Origin of the sequence: Pseudomonas mandelii (genome assembly GCF_002251635.1) — a bacterium.
Classification (GTDB): domain Bacteria; phylum Pseudomonadota; class Gammaproteobacteria; order Pseudomonadales; family Pseudomonadaceae; genus Aquipseudomonas; species Aquipseudomonas mandelii_B.
Map to the genome: position 1 here is coordinate 1 of NZ_NMOJ01000047.1, position 18,776 is coordinate 18,776.

Here is an 18,776-nt window from a genome sequence, read left to right on the forward strand (position 1 = left end):
GGGCTGGCCGCGATCGGGATTTCCGCTGCTCGCTTTACGGCGAGACAACGGCANCAGAATGCGCGTTACCTTGCCAAGTATGTGCCGGTTACCGAAACCGGCCGACTACTGTCACTCGAACAAGTACCCACTTAGGGTCTCCGCTATTGATGAAAACGCGCGAAGCTTACGCCCCGATTTCTGGAGAGTAAACGAAGGAACGGCGGGTGGTGGGGGAATTGCGGGGTTCTTCAGGAAGGGTTCAGCTTTCAATATTTGTGGTGACTTTCAGGACCCCATCGCGGGCAACCCCGCTNGAACACGGATTTTGTGCCAATAGATCAAACTGTGGGAGCGGGCTTGCCCGCGATGACGGCCTCACAGCCACCACACATTTTAGCTCGCAGTGGCCAACAACAAATCCACCATCGACCGGCTATGCCCACGGTGCTTGCCATGGTCATACAAGGAACCGGCAATCTCATCCGCGCGAATCGGCAGGATCGACAACAGCGTGTCGCTCAAACCGTGGCTCGCCTGGCAGAAGCCCTGCATATAGATGCCGGCCTTGCAGCGCTCGTCGGTGATCAGTTTGTAGTTGCGATCCACCTCGAAATCACCCAGGTATTGCTCCAGCGGCGCCAGCAGTTTGCGGTGCATCTGGCGCTCGTAGCCGGTGGCCAATACCACGGCATCGTACAGACGAACCGTGACTTCGCCGGTCGCGTTGTTACGCACCGCCAGTTCGATACCGCGCTCGGTGGCGGTGGCTTTTTCGATGGTGGTCAGGGTACGGAAAGTGTGGCGCGCGATGCCTGAGACTTTCTGGCGATAGAAGATGCCGTAGATGCGTTCGATCAGGTCGATGTCCACCACCGAATAGTTGGTGTTGTGGTACTCGTTGACCAGACGCTCACGCTCGCTGCTCGCCTGCTGGAACACCAGATCGGTAAACGCCGGCGAAAACACTTCGTTGACGAACGGGCTGTCATCGGCCGGCTTCAGCGCCGAGCCACGCAGGATCATGTCGACCTGCACCGACGGGAAGCTGTCGTTCAAATCGATGAAGGCTTCCGCCGCGCTCTGGCCGCCGCCGATGATCGCGATGCTCATCGGCTGATTGTTCACGCAAGACTGCTTGGCCATCTGCGCCAGGTACTGGGAATGGTGGAACACCCGGCCGTCCTCCTTGAGCGCCTTGAACGCCGGCGGCACACGAGGCGTGCCACCGGCGCTGACCACCACCGAACGGGTGGTGCGCACGTGTTGTTGCCCTTGAGTGTCACGAGAGATCACCCGCAGCGCCTCGACCTGCTGGTTGTGCAGCACCGGCTCGATGGTCAGCACTTCTTCGCCGTAGCGTGCCTGAGGCTGGAACTGCCCGGCAACCCAGCGCAGGTAGTCGTTGTACTCCATGCGGCACGGGTAAAAGGTGCCCAGGTTGATGAAGTCCACCAGGCGGTCGTGGGCCTTGAGGTAGTTGACGAAGGAGTAAGGGCTGGTGGGGTTGCGCAAGGTCACCAGGTCCTTGAGGAACGAAATCTGCAGTTCGCTCTGGGTCACCAGGGTATTGCCGTGCCAGCGATAGTCCGCCTGCTTGTCGAGAAACAGAACATCCAGCTCGCCCTGGCTCGGCCCGCGCTCTTGCAGAGCGATGGCCAGCGCCAGGTTCGAAGGGCCGAAACCGACGCCGATCAGGTCGTGAACGATGGGCGATGCAATTGCCTGTGTCATTTCCAGTGTCCTCTGGATGAACCCCTCAACAAGGGGAATAAGCCTAAGTGACCTGATGCAGGACAGCAGGTCGTCTGTTGAGTAGGAACGAGGACAATGAAAAAAAATTTAGAGAGAAGGGATCAATGGGCGTCCCACTGACGCATCCGCACGCGGCAATGCTTCATGGCATTGACGATGTGCTTCTCCACCAGCGCGCGCGAGATACCGAGGTGCTCGGCAATTTCGGGGTGCGACAGGCCCTCGATCTTGCGCAGCAGAAAACTTTCGCGGCACAACCGCGGCAATTCCGCCAGGGCACGCTGGAGCATCTCCAGGCGCTGGCCATGATCGAGGCAGTTGTGCGGGGATGGGGTGAAGTAGCGCTCTTCGTTGTCGAGCACGTCCAGCGATTCGACCTGGCGCAAGGCATTGCGNCGATGCCCGTCAATCACCAGGTTCAACGCGGTGCGGTACAAAAAGGCGCGCGGTTGTTCGATCGGCGTGTCACTGGCGCGCTCCAGAACCCGGACGTAAGCGTCATGCACCACATCCTCGGCCACCTGACGGTTGCCCAGCTTGGCGTTGAGGAAACACACCAGCTCGCGATAGTAGTTTTCCAACATGACTCCCGGCCGCACGAGGTGCGGTTTCTATCCTTGAGCCACTTCTGCGACCGCACAAATGGGCAGTGGCAAGATGGTGGCAGTTCGAGCCGCGTAATTTATAGTAATTCTCATATAGATTTAAAGTGTTGCTTTGACTTACCCGATAAATAGTCATGTGCTACACCTGTGTGGCGAGGGGATTTAGCCTAAATTCCCCATCACTTTCCTCGTTTACAGGACAGCTCCCCGTGTCTGTCGGCTCCCCGACAGCGTTCGCCTGCCGCCGTCTTTCATGCGCAGGTTGAACGACGGGCCGATACCCATTGGCCGGAACCCTGCATGAAACGTCCCCGACAGACCCGACGCGCCCTGCTTGTAGCACTTTGTCTGATCCCCGTTATCGCCATCGCCGCCTGGCAAGTGATCCCGCCGGGCCGGGATAAATTCGCCACCGTGCAAGTCAGCCGTGGCGACATTGAAAGCAGTGTCACGGCGCTGGGTACCCTGCAGCCCCGGCGTTANGTCGATGTGGGCGCCCAGGCGTCCGGGCAGATCCAGAAGATTCATGTGGAAGTCGGCGACGTGGTCAAGGAAGGTCAGCTGCTGGTGGAGATCGATCCGTCCACCCAGCAGGCCAAGCTTGACGCCGGACGCTTCTCCATCGAGAACCTCAAGGCGCAGCTCCAGGAACAGCGAGCCCAGCACGAACTGGCCCGGCAGAAGTTCCAGCGCCAGCAAAACCTCAAGGCCGGCGNCGCCACCCGCGAAGAAGACGTGCAAACTGCCAGGGCCGAGCTGGACGCCACCCAGGCGCGCGTCGGGATGTTCCAGGCGCAGATCCGCCAGGCCCAGGCCAGCCTGCGCAGCGACGAAGCCGAGTTGGGCTACACGCGCATCTTCGCACCGATGGCCGGCACAGTCGTCGCGGTGGACGCGCGGGTTGGCCAGACGCTCAACGCTCAACAACAGACGCCACTGATCCTGCGCATCGCCAGGCTATCGCCGATGACCGTGTGGGCCGAGGTCTCCGAAGCCGACATTGGCCACGTCAAACCCGGCATGACCGCCTATTTCACCACCCTCAGCGGCGGCAGCCGGCGATGGACCAGCACCGTGCGGCAGATTCTGCCGGTGCCGCCCAAGCCGTTGGACCAGACCAGCCAGGGTGGCGGCAGCCCGGCCAGTTCGAGCAAAAGCGGCAGCGCGCGCGTGGTGCTGTATACGGTGTTGCTGGACGTCGATAACGCCGACAACGCGTTGATGGCGGAGATGACCACCCAAGTGTTCTTCGTTTCCGATCAGGCGAAAAACACCCTGACCGCACCGGTCGCGGCGCTGCAGGCCGGCACTGAAGCCAACATGCAAATCGCCCAGGTCGTCGCCGAAAACGGCAGCATCCAGCAGCGCGACGTGCGCACTGGCATCAGTGATCGTCTGCGGGTGCAGATCCTCGACGGCTTGCAGGAAGGCGATCACCTGCTGATCGGCCCGGCCGACGGGAGTGGCGGCTGAATGCAGACGCCCCTGATCGACCTGCAGGACATCCGCAAAGCCTACGGCGGCGGCGATTGCCCGCAGGTCGATGTATTGCGCGGGATCGACCTGTCGATCCATGCCGGGGAATTCGTCGCCATCGTCGGCGCTTCCGGCTCAGGCAAGTCGACGCTGATGAACATCCTCGGTTGCCTCGACCGCCCGACCTCGGGCGAATACCGTTTCGCCGGGCAAAACGTCGCCGCCCTCGACAGCGACGAGCTGGCCTGGCTGCGTCGCGAGGCTTTTGGCTTTGTGTTCCAGGGTTACCACTTGATCCCTTCGGGCTCGGCCCAGGAAAACGTCGAGATGCCGGCGATCTATGCAGGCTTACCGGCCGCCGAACGCCATGCCCGCGCCGCCGCCCTGCTCGACCGCCTCGGCCTGGCTTCGCACACCGGCAACCGNCCGCATCAACTNTCCGGCGGCCAGCAACAACGGGTGTCGATCGCCCGNGCNTTGATGAACGGCGGCCANATCATCCTCGCCGACGAACCCACCGGCGCNCTCGACAGCCACAGCGGCGCCGAAGTAATGGCCCTGCTGGACGAACTGGCGAGCCAGGGCCATGTGGTCATCCTGATTACCCACGACCGCGAAGTCGCGGCCCGGGCCAAACGCATCATCGAAATCCGCGATGGGCTGATCATCAGCGACAGCGCCCATGACAACCCTGAAGCGCAAACGTCGGCCAACCCCGGCGCGCTGCAAGCGGTGGATCTGCGCAAGCGCCTGATCGAAGGCGCGGAAGCGACCGGCGCGTGGAAAGGCGAACTGATCGACGCCGTACAAGCGGCGTGGCGGGTGATGTGGATCAACCGCTTTCGCACGGCGCTGACGCTGCTCGGGATCATCATCGGCGTGGCGTCGGTGGTGGTGATGCTGGCGGTGGGTGAAGGCAGCAAACGCCAGGTAATGGCACAGATGGGCGCCTTTGGCTCGAATATTATTTACCTCAGCGGCTCATCACCGAACCCGCGAACACCCTTGGGCATCGTCACCCTGGACGATGTCGCGGCGGTGGGCAGCCTGCCGCAGGTGACGCGAATCATGCCGGTCAATGGCCAGGAGGCCGGGGTGCGTTTCGGTAACCTCGACCACTTGAGCTACGTCGGCGGCAACGACACCAATTTCCCGGCGATCTTCAACTGGCCGGTGGTNCAAGGCAGCTATTTCACCCAGGACGATGAACGCAACGCCGCGGCGGTCGCAGTGATCGGCCACAAGGTGCGGACCAAGTTGCTCAAGGACGTGGCCAACCCGATCGGCCAGTACATCCTGATCGAGAACGTGCCGTTCCAGGTGGTCGGCGTGCTCGCAGAAAAAGGCGCCAGCTCTGGCGACTCCGACAGCGACGACCGCATCGCCATTCCGTACTCCGCCGCCAGTGTGCGGCTGTTCGGCACCCACAACCCCGAGTACGTGGCCATCGCCGCCGCCGACGCACGCAAGGTCAAGGAGACCGAAATCGCCATCGAGCAATTGATGCTGCGCCTGCACAACGGCAAGAAGGATTTCGAACTGACCAACAACGCCGCGATGATCCAGGCCGAAGCGCGCACGCAAAACACCTTGTCATTGATGCTGGGCTCGATNGCNGCGATTTCGTTGCTGGTNGGCGGNATCGGCGTGATGAATATCATGCTGATGACCGTGCGCGAGCGTANCCGCGAAATCGGTATCCGCATGGCCACCGGCGCCCGTCAGCGCGACATCCTGCGCCAGTTTCTGACCGAAGCGGTGATGCTTTCGGTGGTCGGCGGGCTCGCCGGGATCGCCCTGGCGCTGATCGTCGGCGGCGTGCTGATCCTCAGCGAAGTCGCCGTCGCGTTCTCCTTGATAGCGGTGCTCGGTGCCTTTGGCTGCGCCCTGGTCACCGGTGTTGTCTTCGGCTTCATGCCGGCTCGCAAAGCTGCCCGACTCGACCCGGTCACGGCCCTTACCAGTGAATGATCTCTCCATGAAGCCGCAACTGAGTTTACTGACCCTTTGCCTGCTGCTCGGCGCCTGCGGCACGCCCGCCCAGCGTCCGGACAGCGGCATCCAGCCGCCCTCTTCCTGGCAATCGCCGCACACGCAAAACGCCACCCGCAGCAACCTGCACTGGTGGACGCAATTTGGCAGCCCGCAGCTGGATCAGCTGATTAAACAAGCGCGGGTCGGCAGTTACGACCTGGCCGCCGCCATCGCACGAGTGCGCCAGGCGCAAGCCGAAACGGTGGTTGCCGCAGGTTCGCAGCTACCCGAAGTCAAGGGTGCCCTGAACGCCAATCGGCAAAAACTGCTGCGCGGCAACGGTTACAGCCAGCTTGATGCCGACAGCGATAACAAGGCCGTCGATTACTTCAACGCCAGCCTCAGCGCCAGTTACGAAATCGATTTCTGGGGTGGTCAACGGGCCTCCCGTGACAGCGCGCAATTCGCGCTGCAAGCCAGCGAGTTCGATCAGGCGACCGTGGAATTGACGCTGCTCAGCGGCGTCGCCAATACCTACGCGCAGGCCTTGTCGCTGCGGGAGCAAAGCCGCATCGCCGAGCTGAACCTGGCGAACGCGCAGAACGTGTTGAAACTGGTGCAGACGCGTTTTGATTCGGGTTCGGCAACGGCCCTGGAACTGGCGCAGCAGAAGAGCCTGGTGGCGGCGCAGCAACGGCAATTGCCGCTGGTGCAGCAACAGGCTCAGGACGCGTTGATCGGTCTGGCCGCCCTGCTCGGCCGGCCGGTTCAGGAGCTGGCGCTGGGTCAGGAACGCTTTGATCAGCTGTCATGGCCGACCATCGCGGCCGGCGCCCCCAGCGAACTGCTCACCCGCCGCCCGGACATCGCCCGCGCCGAAGCACAACTGGCCGCCGCGCAGGCCAACGTCACCGTCGCCCGCGCGGCGATGTTGCCGAAGGTGACCTTGAGCGCAGAATTGGGATCGGGGGCGAACCGGGCGGCAGACATTCTGCGCAGTCCGTTCTACAACCTCACCGCCGGATTGCTTGCGCCGGTGTTCAACAATGGTCGCTTGGGTGCCGAGCGCGATAAAGCCACGGCCCGCCAGGAAGAACTGCTGGAAACCTATCGCGGGGCGATCATCAACGGCTTCGCCGACGTGGAAAAAGCCCTCAACAGCATTCGCGGACTGGATGCACAGCGTCAGTGGCAAAGCGAGGAACTGAACCAGGCGCAGACCGCCTTCGATATTGCGCAAAGCCGTTATCAGGCCGGGGCCGAGGATTTGCTGACGGTGCTGGAGACCCAGCGCACGCTGTATGCCGCGCAGGATCTGAATGTGCAGCTGCGGTTGTCGCGGTTGCAGGCGAGTATTGCGCTGTACAAGGCGTTAGGTGGCGGGTGGCAGGTTCTGTGATTTGAGTCGCCTGGAAGTCCGCTATCGCGGGCAAGCCCGGCTCCCACAGGGATTTATGTGNGAGCGGGCTTGCCCGCGATTGAACGATAACGCGGTATCACCTGCTTAAGTGGTAATCGGCTTGGCCTTCAAATGCCGCGCATACCAAGGCCGCTGCGGCACTTTGCGGAACAGGTCCGCCAGCTTCTTATCGTCTTCACCAAAGGTGATGCGCAGCGCCAGTTTCATGGTTTCCGGGTCCATCTCGACCGACTTGCCCGTCTGCAACCCCGGCGTGGTACTGCAGCCATGGGTGTCCGGGCCCAGCCACGGGTCACCCACTTCCACCCAGCGCCCCGGCGCAAACCAGGCCACACCGTTGACCTCAAGCCGGCTGACCTCGCCTGGATTAAACCGCTCATGGGCGCGGAACCAGTCCTCGATACGGTCATCGATCCAGCCGTGAAAGTGCCAGAACACCGGGTTTACATGGGATGAAAACGGGTCGCCGAGGAAGTCGTTCTCCGGCGCATACCAACGCGCGGCAAAGTCCGCAGGGTCGCGGGCGAACGGCACCGGTGCGCCGTTGGACGGGTCACGGGGCACCGAGGCCCAGCGCATGTGCAGCCAGTCGTGCAGGCCCAGTTCNACCTCTGAACCGAACTGCCCCAGGGTGAGCTTCGACAGATAACGCGGATCGCGGTAGCGCGACTCCCAGACCTGGAAGTTGCTGTGATACGTCTCGGCGGTCTTGATGTCGCTGACCCATTGCGAGTATTCGGCATCGTCGTCGGCCTGCCAGGTCGGCGGCAGCGCGGTGCCGTCGTGGTTGTCGCAGTAATGGGCGAAGCCGATGCGATCCCGGGCCAGTTCTGGCTGCGGCAGTGGGAAATGCTGCCACGACGGCAAGTCCTGCATCGACCGCGCCGTGCCCAGCATGTGCCGGTGCATGAAGAAAAAGTCCACGCCCGAGCCATTGCGATCTTTGCGGGCGCCACGGGCATCACGCTCCTTGTCCCGCGGTCCGGGTTGCCAGCCAATGCCACGCAGGGCGTTGCGCTTGTCTTCGGACAGCGTGTGCCACTTGTCCCGCGAGGCATGCCAGAGCTGGTGAAACAACCGATGTTCGGCAGACACCAGCCACGCCAGCAGCGGCGCATTGAGACCGGCGCGCTCGCGGGCCTCGGGGAAAACCCGTTTGACGGCGATGAAGCGATTGTCCTGGGCGGTCATCATCAGCGGACGATCGAGGTTCAGCACCCGGCCACTGAGGGTACCGCTGCCGACATTGCCGAAACCGGCCCAGACTTCGTCCAGCGACATGCTGAATTCGTAATCCGGCGTGCCGTGGGCGGCGTCGGCACTGACCAGCCGCCAGCTCAACTCAGCCGGCTTGGCTTCTGCCAGATCGCCCAGCACCCGGTAGCGCGGCTCATCGCTGGAGCGCAAGCGCTGGGCGGTGTCGAGGAACCCGATCAGGCCGCGCCCTTTGTGGCCGACGTCGAGAAACACCTCCAGCCCGTCCCGTGGCAGGCCTTCGATACCGGCGTCACGCCCTTCGAAACGAATCTGCCAGACGCCACGCAAGGTGTTCGCCAAATGCTGGCCGGCGACATCCGCCACATCGAATGAAGCTTCGCCGGGTGTGATCGTCGGATCCGGTTTCGTCCATTCGCGATGCCCATAAAAAGCCGCAGGCACGGCGGCACCGGTCAGCGCCAGGCCTGCCATGAACCATCGTCGAGAAATCGTCATTGCCCTACCTGTGTCAGCCATGAAGCAGGCTTTATCCAAGCTAGAACGTTTGTTAGCTGCAAAAATTTAAAAGCATCGCCAGCAGGCTGGCTCCCACAAGGATTGGGTGAACACCGTAGATCCCCTGTGGGAGCGAGCCTGCTCGCGATGGGGTCATCAGCCCCACTAAATTTCCAACCGGGCCACTCGTTCTTCCCAGATAGCAAAGGCCCCTGCGCCCGCACCGGGGCGGCGAACCTGACTGAGATGGCAATGACAAAACCACGTTCGAAAAAGGCTCTCTACATTGGCCTGCCGCTGGCCCTGGCGATCAGTGCCGGGGCAGGCTTTGCGGCCTGGGATTATTGGTTCAAGGACAATCCCGGTTACCCGGCCAAGGTGATGAAACAGGCCGATGAGCTGCAAGAGCGCATCCTCTCGTTCGACAGCCACGTCACCGTACCGTTGGACTTCGGCACCGCCGGCAATGAAGCGGACAAGGACGGCACCGGCCAATTCGACCTGGTCAAGACAGCNCGCGGGCGTTTGTCGGGCGCCGCCCTGACGATTTTCGGCTGGCCGGAAATCTGGAACGGCGCCAACGCCCCGCATCGCCCCACCGCCGGTTTCGTCGACGAAGCCCGGTTCGAGCAGGAAACCCGCTACAAAATCATCAGCACGATGGTTCGCGACTTCCCCAACCAGGTCGCCATCGCCTACACCCCAGACGATTTCCGTCGCCTGCACGGCGAAGGCAAGTTTGCGATCTTTATCAGCATGCTCAACGCCTACCCGCTGGGCAACGACCTGAACCAGCTGGACCTGTGGACGGCGCGTGGCATGCGCATGTTCGGTTTCAGTTACGTGGGCAACAACGCCTGGGCGGATTCGTCCCGACCGCTGCCGTTCTTCAATGATTCGCGCGACGCCCTCGGTGGCCTGTCGGAGATCGGCAAGCAAGCGGTGCATCGTCTGAATGACTTGGGCGTGATCATCGACGTGTCGCAAATGTCGACCAAAGCCGTGGAGCAAGTGGCGCAGTTGAGCCGCACACCGATGGTGGCGTCCCACTCGGCGCCACGGGCGTCGGTGGATATCCCGCGCAACCTCAGCGACAAGGAGCTGCAACTGATCAAGAACAGTGGCGGCGTGGTGCAAGTGGTGGGCTTCCCGGCCTATTTACGCCCGCTGAGCCAACCGACCCAGGACAAACTTAACGCCCTGCGCACACGCTTCGACCTGCAACCGCTGCAAGGCCTGGAAATGGCGCTGATGCCGGGCGACCCGGTGATCACCGTCTGGTCCGAACAACGTTTCGGCGAATACGCCAGCCAGCTCTACGCCATCGTCGACGAAGAACCGAAAGCCACCCTCAAGGACTACGGCGACGCGATTGATTACGCGGTGAAAAAAATCGGTATCGACCACGTCGGCATCAGTTCCGACTTCAACGACGGCGGCGGTCTGGAGGGCTGGAAGGATGTCAGCGAAGCCCGCAACGTGACGGCCGAGCTGATCAGTCGCGGCTACAGCGAGGCCGATATCGCCAAGCTTTGGGGCGGGAATTTCCTGCGGGTCTGGGACCAGGTGCAGAAGTCGTCCAGACCGGTGGCAAAAAACTGATGCCCACTTTTGCAAAAGCGAACCCAGCTCATGACTAACCGCCGTTCATTCCTCAAGCAGGCCGGTATTCTCGCGGCTGGCCTGCCCCTGAGTGCCGCCGTGAATCTACCGGCGCTGGCTGCCAATCCACCGCCGCTGTCCAAGGACAAATGGGCGCAATTGCGTTCGTTGTTCGACCAGGATCCGGACTACCTGCACTTCGCCAATTTTCTGGTGACGTCCCACCCACGGCCGGTGCGTGAGGCGATTGAACGCCACCGCGCCAACCTCGACCGCAACCCGGGCCTGGCGATGGACTGGGACCTGGGCGAAACGGAAAAACGCGAGCAAGCGGTGCGCGTCTGGGCCGGTCGCTACCTCAAGGCCAAGCCTGAACAGATCGCGCTGACCAGCAGCACCACGGAAGGCCTGTCGCTGATCTACGGCGGCATCCATGTGCGCCCGGACCAGGAAATTCTCACCAGCGAGCACGAACATTACGCCACCAATTACGCCCTGGGTTACCGCCAGCAAAAGGACGGGGTCAAGGTGCGCAAGCTCAAGTTGTTCGAGAACAGCCACACCGTGTCGGCGGATGAGGTGCTGGATTCGATCGCCAAAGGCATTCGCCCCGAAACCCGCGTGCTGGGCATGACCTGGGTGCAGTCCGGCAGCGGCGTGAAACTGCCGATCGGTGAAATCGGCAAACTGGTGAACGAACAGAATCGCAACCGCGAGGAAAAGGACCGCATTCTCTACGTGGTCGATGGCGTGCACGGCTTTGGCGTGGAAGACCTCGACTTCCCCGACATGCACTGCGACTTTTTCATCGCCGGCACCCACAAATGGATGTTCGGCCCGCGCGGTACCGGGATCATCTGCGCCCGTTCGGCCGAGCTCAAGGATGTGACGCCGACGATTCCGACCTTCTCCGAAGCCACCACGTTCTCGACCGTCATGACCCCCGGCGGTTATCACAGCTTCGAACATCGCTGGGCCCTGGACGAGGCGTTCAAGCTGCACCTGGAACTGGGCAAGGCCGAGGTGCAGGCGCGCATCCACGCCCTTAACACCTATGCGAAAAACCGGCTGCTGGAACACCCGCAGATTGAATTGGTCACGCCCAAGAGCCCGGACCTGTCAGCCGGGTTCACCTTCTTCCGGGTCAAGGACCGCGACTGCGAAAAAATCGCCGTGCAGTTGATGGAAAACCGTGTGGTCTGCGACTCGGTGGACCGCGACGTCGGCCCGGTGATCCGCATCGCACCCGGCCTGCTCAACACCGAGAACCACATCGACCGCTTCATGGCCTTGCTGAGCAAGATCGCCTGACGCAAAACCCTGTGGGAGCGAGCTTGCTCGCGTTGGGGCCAAAACATTCAACATCGATGGTGACTGATTCACCGCTATCGCGAGCAAGCTCGCTCCCACATTGGATCTTGCATGATTCCAGTTTTTTCTTTGAACGAGACACCTCATGAACAGTAATCCACTAACCCTGCCACTCAAGGCCCTGGCCCTGACGGCCCTGATGGCAGGTCTGCTGCCAACCACCGCCCAGGCGGCCACCGCCCCGCAACCGGGAAAAGTGTTCAAGGACTGCCGCGATTGCCCGGAAATGGTCGTGCTGCCTGCCGGTACTTTCACCATGGGCACGCCGGACGATGAAGTCGGCCGCGAGCCCGACGAAGGCCCGATGCACGACGTGACCTTCGCCAAACCCTTCGCCATGAGCCGCTTCCACATCACCGCCGGTGAATGGGACAGCTATATCCGCCAGAGCGGGGTCAAGATCGCCGATGGCGATACGCGCCCCGGCCGCGAATGCATCGCCAGTAAACCGCGCTACCCGCANGGCCCGCGCCAACCGGCGGTGTGCATGAACNTCGANGACGTAAAGAACTACGTCGCCTGGCTGTCGAAAAAAACCGGGCAGACATACCACATGGTCAGCGAAGCCCAACGCGAATACGCCGCACGCGGCGGCACCAAAGGCCCGTTCCCCTTCCCGTTCGATGAAGGCAAGGAATACAGCATCAGCCAACACGCCAACACCTACGGGCCGGCGGACGGTTACAGCTACAGCTCACCGGTGGGCAGCTATGCACCGAACGCGTTCGGCCTGTACGACATGCACGGCAATGTCTACGAATGGGTCGAAGACTGCGAACACCCGAACTACGTCGGCGCGCCCACCGATGGCAGCGCGTGGGTAGAACCCAACTGCGAAGCCGTGCGCATTCGTGGCAACGACTGGGGTGAAGCGCCAGTGTTCTCCCGCTCCGGCAACCGCAACAGCCAGCACCCGCAAGAGCGTGGCGACTGGATAGGCTTCCGTATCGTGCGTGAGCTCTAACCATAACCCCAACCCTGTGGGAGCGAGCTTGCTCGCGATGACTGCCTTCCATTCGATAGAGATGTCGACTGGTAGTCCGCTATCGCGAGCAAGTCCGCTATCGCGAGCAAGCTCGCTCCCACAGGGTCTTGTGTTTGAGTCGCGAGCACCACCAGTCGGCGACCTTGTAAATTAACCCCTCGATCAGACGTTCTACTGGGTATCTGCCTTTATACCCAAGGAACTGTCTTCCATGACCCAGCCTCCCCGTGGCGCCATCGGCGAGTTGTTCGCCCTGTTGAAACCGTTTCGACTCATCGTCGCCGCGTCCATTTTCCTGGGCATGGTCGGCGGCTTGAGCGTCACGGTGCTGCTGGCGACCATCAACAACGCCCTGCATTCGGACACCGGCCTGACCCAGGGCGTGGTCGCCTTGTTTGCCGGCCTGTGCCTGCTGGCGCTGCTGAGCTCGATCTGCTCGGACATCGGCACCAACTACGTCGGCCAGCACATCATCGCCAGGCTGCGTAAACAGCTCGGTGAAAAGGTCCTGTCGGCACCCATCGAACAGATTGAACGCTATCGCAGCCACCGCTTGATTCCGGTGCTGACCCATGATGTCGATACCATCAGCGACTTTTCCTTCGCCTTCACGCCGNTGGCGATTTCCCTCACCGTGACCCTGGGTTGCATGGGTTACCTGGCGATTCTGTCGTGGCCGATGTTCCTGATCATGGTCGCCGCGATCCTGATCGGCACGGCGATCCAAGCCTACGCCCAGAGCAAGGGTGTGCAGGGTTTCATGGCCGCCCGTGACGCTGAAGACGAATTGCAGAAGCACTACAACGCGATTGCCGATGGCGCCAAGGAACTGCGAATCCACCGCCCGCGTCGCCAGCGCATGTTCGTGTCGGGGATCAAGGCGACAGCCGATTTCATCTGCAAGACCCAGGTGCGCTCGGTCAACACCTTCGTGATCGCCAAGACCTTCGGCTCGATGCTGTTCTTCGTGGTCATCGGCCTGGTGCTGGCGCTGCAATCCTTCTGGCCAAGCGCCGAAAAGACCGTGATGAGCGGCTTCGTGCTGGTGCTGCTGTATATGAAAGGCCCGCTGGAGCATTTGATCAGCACGTTGCCGATTGTCAGCCGCGCGCAGATCGCCTTTCGCCGGATCGCCGAGTTGTCCGAGCAGTTTTCCACCCCTGAGCCGCACTTGCTGCTCAGCGATCAGGGCAACGTCAAGCAAGCCGTGCACGAACTGAAACTGGCCGATGTGCGTTTCGCCTTCCCCGCTGCCGAAGGTGCAGCGCCCTTCCAGCTCGGGCCGGTCAACCTGACGATCAAGCAAGGCGACATCACCTTTATTGTCGGCGAGAACGGTTGCGGCAAGACCACGCTGATCAAGTTGCTGCTGGGCTTGTACACGCCGCAACAGGGTGAGATCCGGGTCAACGACGAGGCCATCGATGCGAAGAACCGTGATGACTACCGCCAATTGTTCACCACGATCTTCGCTGACTATTACCTGTTCGATGACGTGGTGCAGGGCGACACGCACATCCCCGAGGACGCGAACAAATACCTGGAACGCCTGGAGATCGCGCACAAGGTCAGCGTGAAGGATGGCGTGTTCAGCACCACCGACCTGTCTACCGGCCAACGCAAGCGCCTGGCCTTGGTCAACGCATGGCTCGAAGAACGCCCGGTGCTGGTGTTCGACGAATGGGCCGCCGACCAGGACCCGGCCTTTCGCCGGATCTTCTACACCGAGCTGCTGCCGGACCTTAAGCGCCTGGGCAAAACCATCATCGTGATCAGCCACGATGACCGCTACTTCGATGTAGCCGACCAGTTGGTGCGCATGGAAAGCGGCCGGGTTGTCACCGAGCTGGCACCGGCCTGATTGGGGTTTTCATTGCTTTTCGCGGACCTGTGGGAGCGGGCTTGCCCGCGATGAGTCCATCACTTTCACATTGATGGTGATTGACCCACCGCCATCGCGGGCAAGCCCGCTCCCACAGGTTTCGCGAACTTTATGCTCCCCCAGAAATTTATTTGACGGCTTTCTTTCCGGTTTTTGGTTTGTGCTGCGTCTAATAATCATTCTTATTAACAAAAACTCTGCACAACACTTTTCAGGAGCTCAGGTAAGTAATGCGACCTCAACCACGCCGCACACCTCTCGCGCTGGCCGTACAGCGCCCGACTTTGCATCGCACCCTGTTCACCAGCGTACTGCTGACCGCCACCTTGCTGGGGAGCTCGATGGCCAACGCTGCACCTGTAAAAGTGAATATTGCCGTCCAGCCGCTTTCCAACGCGTTGACCGAGCTGGGCATGCAGACCAACCTGCAGATTCTCTACAGCCCTGACCAAGTGGCCGGCATCAAGTCCCGTGCGGTGTCCGGTTCGCTGGAGCCGTCCGAAGCCCTGAGCGCTCTGCTCAAAGGCACCGGCATTTCGTTCCAGATCAATGGCAACAGCGTCACGCTGGTCTCCGGCGGCGGTTCGGGCCTGCAACTGGGCGCGACCACGATTTCCGGCCAGGCCCTGGGCCTGACCACTGAAGACACCGGCTCCTACACCACCGGCGCCACCACCACCGCGACCAAGCTGCCGCTGACCCTCCGCGAAACACCGCAATCGGTGACCGTGGTGACCCGCCAGCAAATGGACGATCGCGGTGTACAGAGCGTCGGCGACGCACTGCGCAACACCCCCGGCATCACGTCGCAGAAGTACGACAGTGACCGTACCGAATTTTCCGCCCGTGGCCAGGCCATCACCAACTTCCAATACGATGGCGTCAACACCATCTACGACGGTGTGTACGGTGAAAACCCGAACAACAGTGACGACTCGGCCAGCCTCGACCATATCGAAATCATCAAAGGCGCTACCGGCCTGATGACCGGCACCGGCGACCCGTCCGCCACGGTCAACCTGATCCGCAAGAAGCCGACCAAGGAATTCAAGGCCTCGGTCAGCGCCACCGCTGGCCGCTGGGACAAGTACCGTGCTGAAGGTGACATTTCCGGTTCGCTGACCGATTCCGGCAACGTCCGCGGTCGCTTCGTGACTACGTACCAGGACGCCAACTCCTACCTGGATCACTACAGCCAGAAGAAAGACCTGTTTTACGGCGTCCTCGAAGCCGACCTGACCGACGACACCCTGCTGACCTTCGGCATCGACAAGTCCAGCGCGACCCCGCGCGGTTCGTCGTGGACCGGCAACCCGACGTACTTCGCCGATGGCGGTCGTACCGAGTTCCCGCGTCACTTCAACCCGGCTGCCGACTGGAGCCGTCGTGACTTCGACAGCACCACCTACTTCGCGTCGCTGGAGCAAGCGCTGGCCAATGACTGGAAACTCAAAGTCAGCCTGGACCAGAAAACCACCGATCACGACACCCAACTGGCCTCGGCCAGCGGCGGCAACCCGGACCGCGCCACCGGTGAAGGCATGTTCCTTTACTGGGGTCGCTGGGAAGGCCATCGCGTGCAGAACACCGCTGACGTGAACGTCTCCGGCCCGTTCAGCCTGGGCGGCCGCGAGCACGAACTGGTCGCCGGTGTCATGGCGTCCCACTCGCGTCAGACCGGTGCGACTTACGACACCAGTGCGTTCTCCCAAGTGCCAGGCAGCATCTATGACTGGAACGGCGAACTGCCGAAACAGGATTTCCCGAAAAACGGCAAATACGAACGCACCCAGAGCCAGAACGGCGTGTACCTGGCCACGCGCCTGCGTCCGACCGACGACCTGTCGTTCATCCTCGGCACCCGCCTGAGCACCTTCAAATACAACGAAGACTACAACTACAACCCGGGCGCCAACCAGACCGACACCCACGCCAGCTACAAGGAACACGGCGTCGTCACCCCTTACGCCGGTGTGGTTTACGACCTCAACGACACGTACTCCGCGTACGCCAGCTACACCAATATCTACCAGCCGCAAATCTACAAGGACGCCAACGGTTCGACGCTGGAGCCGGTTGAAGGCAGCGCTTACGAGACCGGCCTGAAAGCGGCCTACTTCGAAGGCAAGCTGAATGCCAGCCTGGCCTTCTTCCGTATCGAGCAGGACAACGTCGCCCAATCGATCGGCACCAACCCGGTCACCAACGAAGGCATCTACAAAGCCATCGACGGCGCGACCACCCAAGGTGTGGAGCTGGAACTGGCCGGTGAATTGGCCGAGGGCTGGAACCTGTCCGCCGGCTACACCTACGCCCGGACCCGTGACCAGGACGAGCAACGGATCTTCGGCTACCCGCTGTCCACCACCCGTCCTGAACACGTCGTTCGTACCTTCACCACCTACCGTCTGCCGGGCGTGATGAACAAGTTCACCGTCGGTGGCGGCGTGAGCTGGCAGAGCGCGTTCTACGGCAAGATCTACAGCGCCAGCGTGGGCGACTACACCCAGATCAAGCAAGGTGGCTACACCCTCGTGGACCTGATGACCCGCTACCAGTTCGACGACCACCTGAGCTTCACCGTCAATGCCAACAACGTCTTCGACAAGAACTACCTGACGGGCCTGGGCAACTTCGACACCACGTACTACGGCGAGCCGCGTAACGTGCAGGTCACCGCGAAGTATGATTTCTGAGTCGTGAGCTGAAATGAAAAATGCCCGTGTCGTGAGATGCGGGCATTTTTTTGAACCAGGGATTTGTGGTGAATGTGAGTCCGCCTTCGCGGGCAAGCCCGCTCCCACAGTTTTTGCGGCGTTCACAAATCCCTGTGGGAGCGGGCTTGCCCGCGATGGCAATTGCCGGGAAAACAAATGCCCTGAACCGGGCACAAAAAAACCGCCACCCCTGATCCAGGCATGGCGGCTTTTTTCATTTCAAATCAAATCCGCGAACGCACCCACTCCGCCACTTCCGAGTGAATCCCTTCCACTTCGCCCAGCAACCCCGCCATGCGCATGAAGTCATGGGTCATCCCCGGCTGCTCCAACAACGTCACCTCATTCCCCGCCGTACGCAACAGCTCGGCATATGCCAGCCCTTCGTCACGCAGCGGATCATACCCGGCCAGGTACACCAGCGCCGGTGCCACACCCGACAGATCCGCCGCCAGCAACGGCGAGCAACGCCAATCCGCCAGGTCATCCGGCGTGCGCCCGTAATGCGCGTAGAACCAGTCCAGCGTTGGCGTCTCCAGCAAATAGCCCTCGGCGAAATCCCGGTGCGAGGCACGCTGGGTGGTTGCATCCGTCACCGGGTACAGCAACACCTGGGCCTTGGGTTTCAACGCCAGTTCTTCAGGCTCACGCACTGCCATGATTGACAACACCGTGGCCAATGTTGCGCCCACGCTGTCACCGACCAGCGCCACCCGATTCGCGTCCAGCCCCCGCGCTGCGCCTTCGCGCACCAGCCAGTTGCCGGCATCGCAGGCGTCCTGCACCGGCGTCGGGAAACGCCATTCCGGCGCCAGTCGGTAATCCACGGTCAACAACGCAAACCCGCCTTGCGAGGCCAGTCGCCGGCACAGCGCATCATGGGAATCCAGGCTGCCGACCACATAGCCGCCGCCATGGAAATACAACACCACCGGCTGCAAGCCGTCGGCCGCTCGCCCATCGCGATACACCCTTGCCGACAGACTGTGGCCATCCCGCGCGGCAATGGTGAAGTCCTCGCAGGTCACGCTGTCCAGCGGCACATCGAGAAACCCTGACGACGCTTCAAAATCGATCCGCGCCTGTTGCGGAGTCTGTTCATGCATCGCGCGACTTTTACCGGTCATCCGGCCGAACTCGGCGAGTTCGAGAAATGCTTCAAGTTCTGGCAACACGGCCATGAGCGAATCCTTCTACACAAATAGGTCAATAATCGAGCAATACAAAATATTCTGATCAACGCGAACCCTGTGGCGAGGGAGCTTGCTCCCTCGNGCGAGGGAGCTTGCTCCCTCGC

Annotated in this window: 12 protein-coding genes; 8 read left to right on the plus strand and 4 right to left on the minus strand. The window is 61.6% G+C overall.

Going from position 1 to position 18,776, the window contains the following annotated elements; genetic code table 11:
- Nucleotides 1–375: 375 nt before the first annotated feature.
- Together B7L09_RS06675 and B7L09_RS06680 are read right to left on the minus strand one after the other, a co-directional pair.
- On the minus strand, nucleotides 376–1,713 hold the full coding sequence (locus B7L09_RS06675) for a lysine N(6)-hydroxylase/L-ornithine N(5)-oxygenase family protein (protein WP_094468243.1): 1,338 nt from the start codon (nucleotides 1,711–1,713) through the stop codon (nucleotides 376–378).
- Nucleotides 1,714–1,835: 122 nt separating this feature from the next.
- On the minus strand, nucleotides 1,836–2,318 hold the full coding sequence (locus B7L09_RS06680; protein WP_094468244.1) for a sigma-70 family RNA polymerase sigma factor: 483 nt from the start codon (nucleotides 2,316–2,318) through the stop codon (nucleotides 1,836–1,838).
- Between the two features lie 321 nt (nucleotides 2,319–2,639).
- Here B7L09_RS06680 and B7L09_RS06685 point away from each other — a divergent pair, with 321 nt between their 5' ends.
- The 3 genes from B7L09_RS06685 to B7L09_RS06695 all read left to right on the plus strand — a co-directional run bounded on the left by B7L09_RS06685 (nucleotide 2,640) and on the right by B7L09_RS06695 (nucleotide 7,188).
- Nucleotides 2,640–3,812 (plus strand): efflux RND transporter periplasmic adaptor subunit, encoded by a 1,173-nt coding sequence (locus B7L09_RS06685; RefSeq protein WP_094468245.1) that lies wholly within the window; start codon nucleotides 2,640–2,642, stop codon nucleotides 3,810–3,812.
- Nucleotides 3,813–5,786, plus strand: coding sequence for a MacB family efflux pump subunit (locus B7L09_RS06690; RefSeq protein ID WP_094468246.1), 1,974 nt, complete (start codon nucleotides 3,813–3,815; stop codon nucleotides 5,784–5,786).
- 7 nt (nucleotides 5,787–5,793) lie between these two features.
- A complete protein-coding gene (locus tag B7L09_RS06695; protein WP_094468247.1) occupies nucleotides 5,794–7,188 on the plus strand; it encodes an efflux transporter outer membrane subunit in 1,395 nt (464 codons plus the stop codon).
- 105 nt (nucleotides 7,189–7,293) lie between these two features.
- On the opposite strand, the gene pvdP is transcribed toward B7L09_RS06695, so the two are convergent.
- Entirely contained in the window at nucleotides 7,294–8,922 is a 1,629-nt protein-coding gene (pvdP, locus tag B7L09_RS06700) for a pyoverdine maturation tyrosinase PvdP (RefSeq protein ID WP_094468248.1), read from the minus strand.
- Between the two features lie 252 nt (nucleotides 8,923–9,174).
- Between pvdP and pvdM the strand changes: the two genes are divergently transcribed.
- From pvdM to B7L09_RS06725, 5 genes are all read left to right on the plus strand, one after another.
- The gene (pvdM, locus tag B7L09_RS06705) at nucleotides 9,175–10,524 is read left to right on the plus strand and encodes a pyoverdine-tailoring dipeptidase-like protein PvdM (RefSeq protein WP_094468249.1); all 1,350 of its coding nucleotides are present in this window, start codon (nucleotides 9,175–9,177) and stop codon (nucleotides 10,522–10,524) included.
- Between the two features lie 30 nt (nucleotides 10,525–10,554).
- Complete coding sequence (gene pvdN / locus B7L09_RS06710) at nucleotides 10,555–11,835, plus strand: pyoverdine-tailoring periplasmic protein PvdN (RefSeq protein WP_094468250.1); 1,281 nt, start codon at nucleotides 10,555–10,557, stop codon at nucleotides 11,833–11,835.
- Between the two features lie 145 nt (nucleotides 11,836–11,980).
- A complete protein-coding gene (pvdO, locus tag B7L09_RS06715; protein ID WP_094468251.1) occupies nucleotides 11,981–12,859 on the plus strand; it encodes a dihydropyoverdine dehydrogenase in 879 nt (292 codons plus the stop codon).
- Between the two features lie 232 nt (nucleotides 12,860–13,091).
- Nucleotides 13,092–14,741, plus strand: a complete 1,650-nt coding sequence (locus B7L09_RS06720) for a cyclic peptide export ABC transporter (protein ID WP_094468252.1) — start codon at nucleotides 13,092–13,094, stop codon at nucleotides 14,739–14,741.
- Nucleotides 14,742–14,992: 251 nt separating this feature from the next.
- Nucleotides 14,993–17,458: a TonB-dependent siderophore receptor gene (locus tag B7L09_RS06725; RefSeq protein ID WP_094468253.1), complete on the plus strand. Its 2,466-nt coding sequence runs from the start codon at nucleotides 14,993–14,995 to the stop codon at nucleotides 17,456–17,458.
- A gap of 245 nt (nucleotides 17,459–17,703) precedes the next feature.
- Here B7L09_RS06725 and B7L09_RS06730 read toward each other — a convergent pair whose 3' ends face one another.
- Nucleotides 17,704–18,660, minus strand: coding sequence for an alpha/beta hydrolase (locus B7L09_RS06730; RefSeq protein WP_094468254.1), 957 nt, complete (start codon nucleotides 18,658–18,660; stop codon nucleotides 17,704–17,706).
- Between the last annotated feature and the right edge of the window lie 116 nt (nucleotides 18,661–18,776).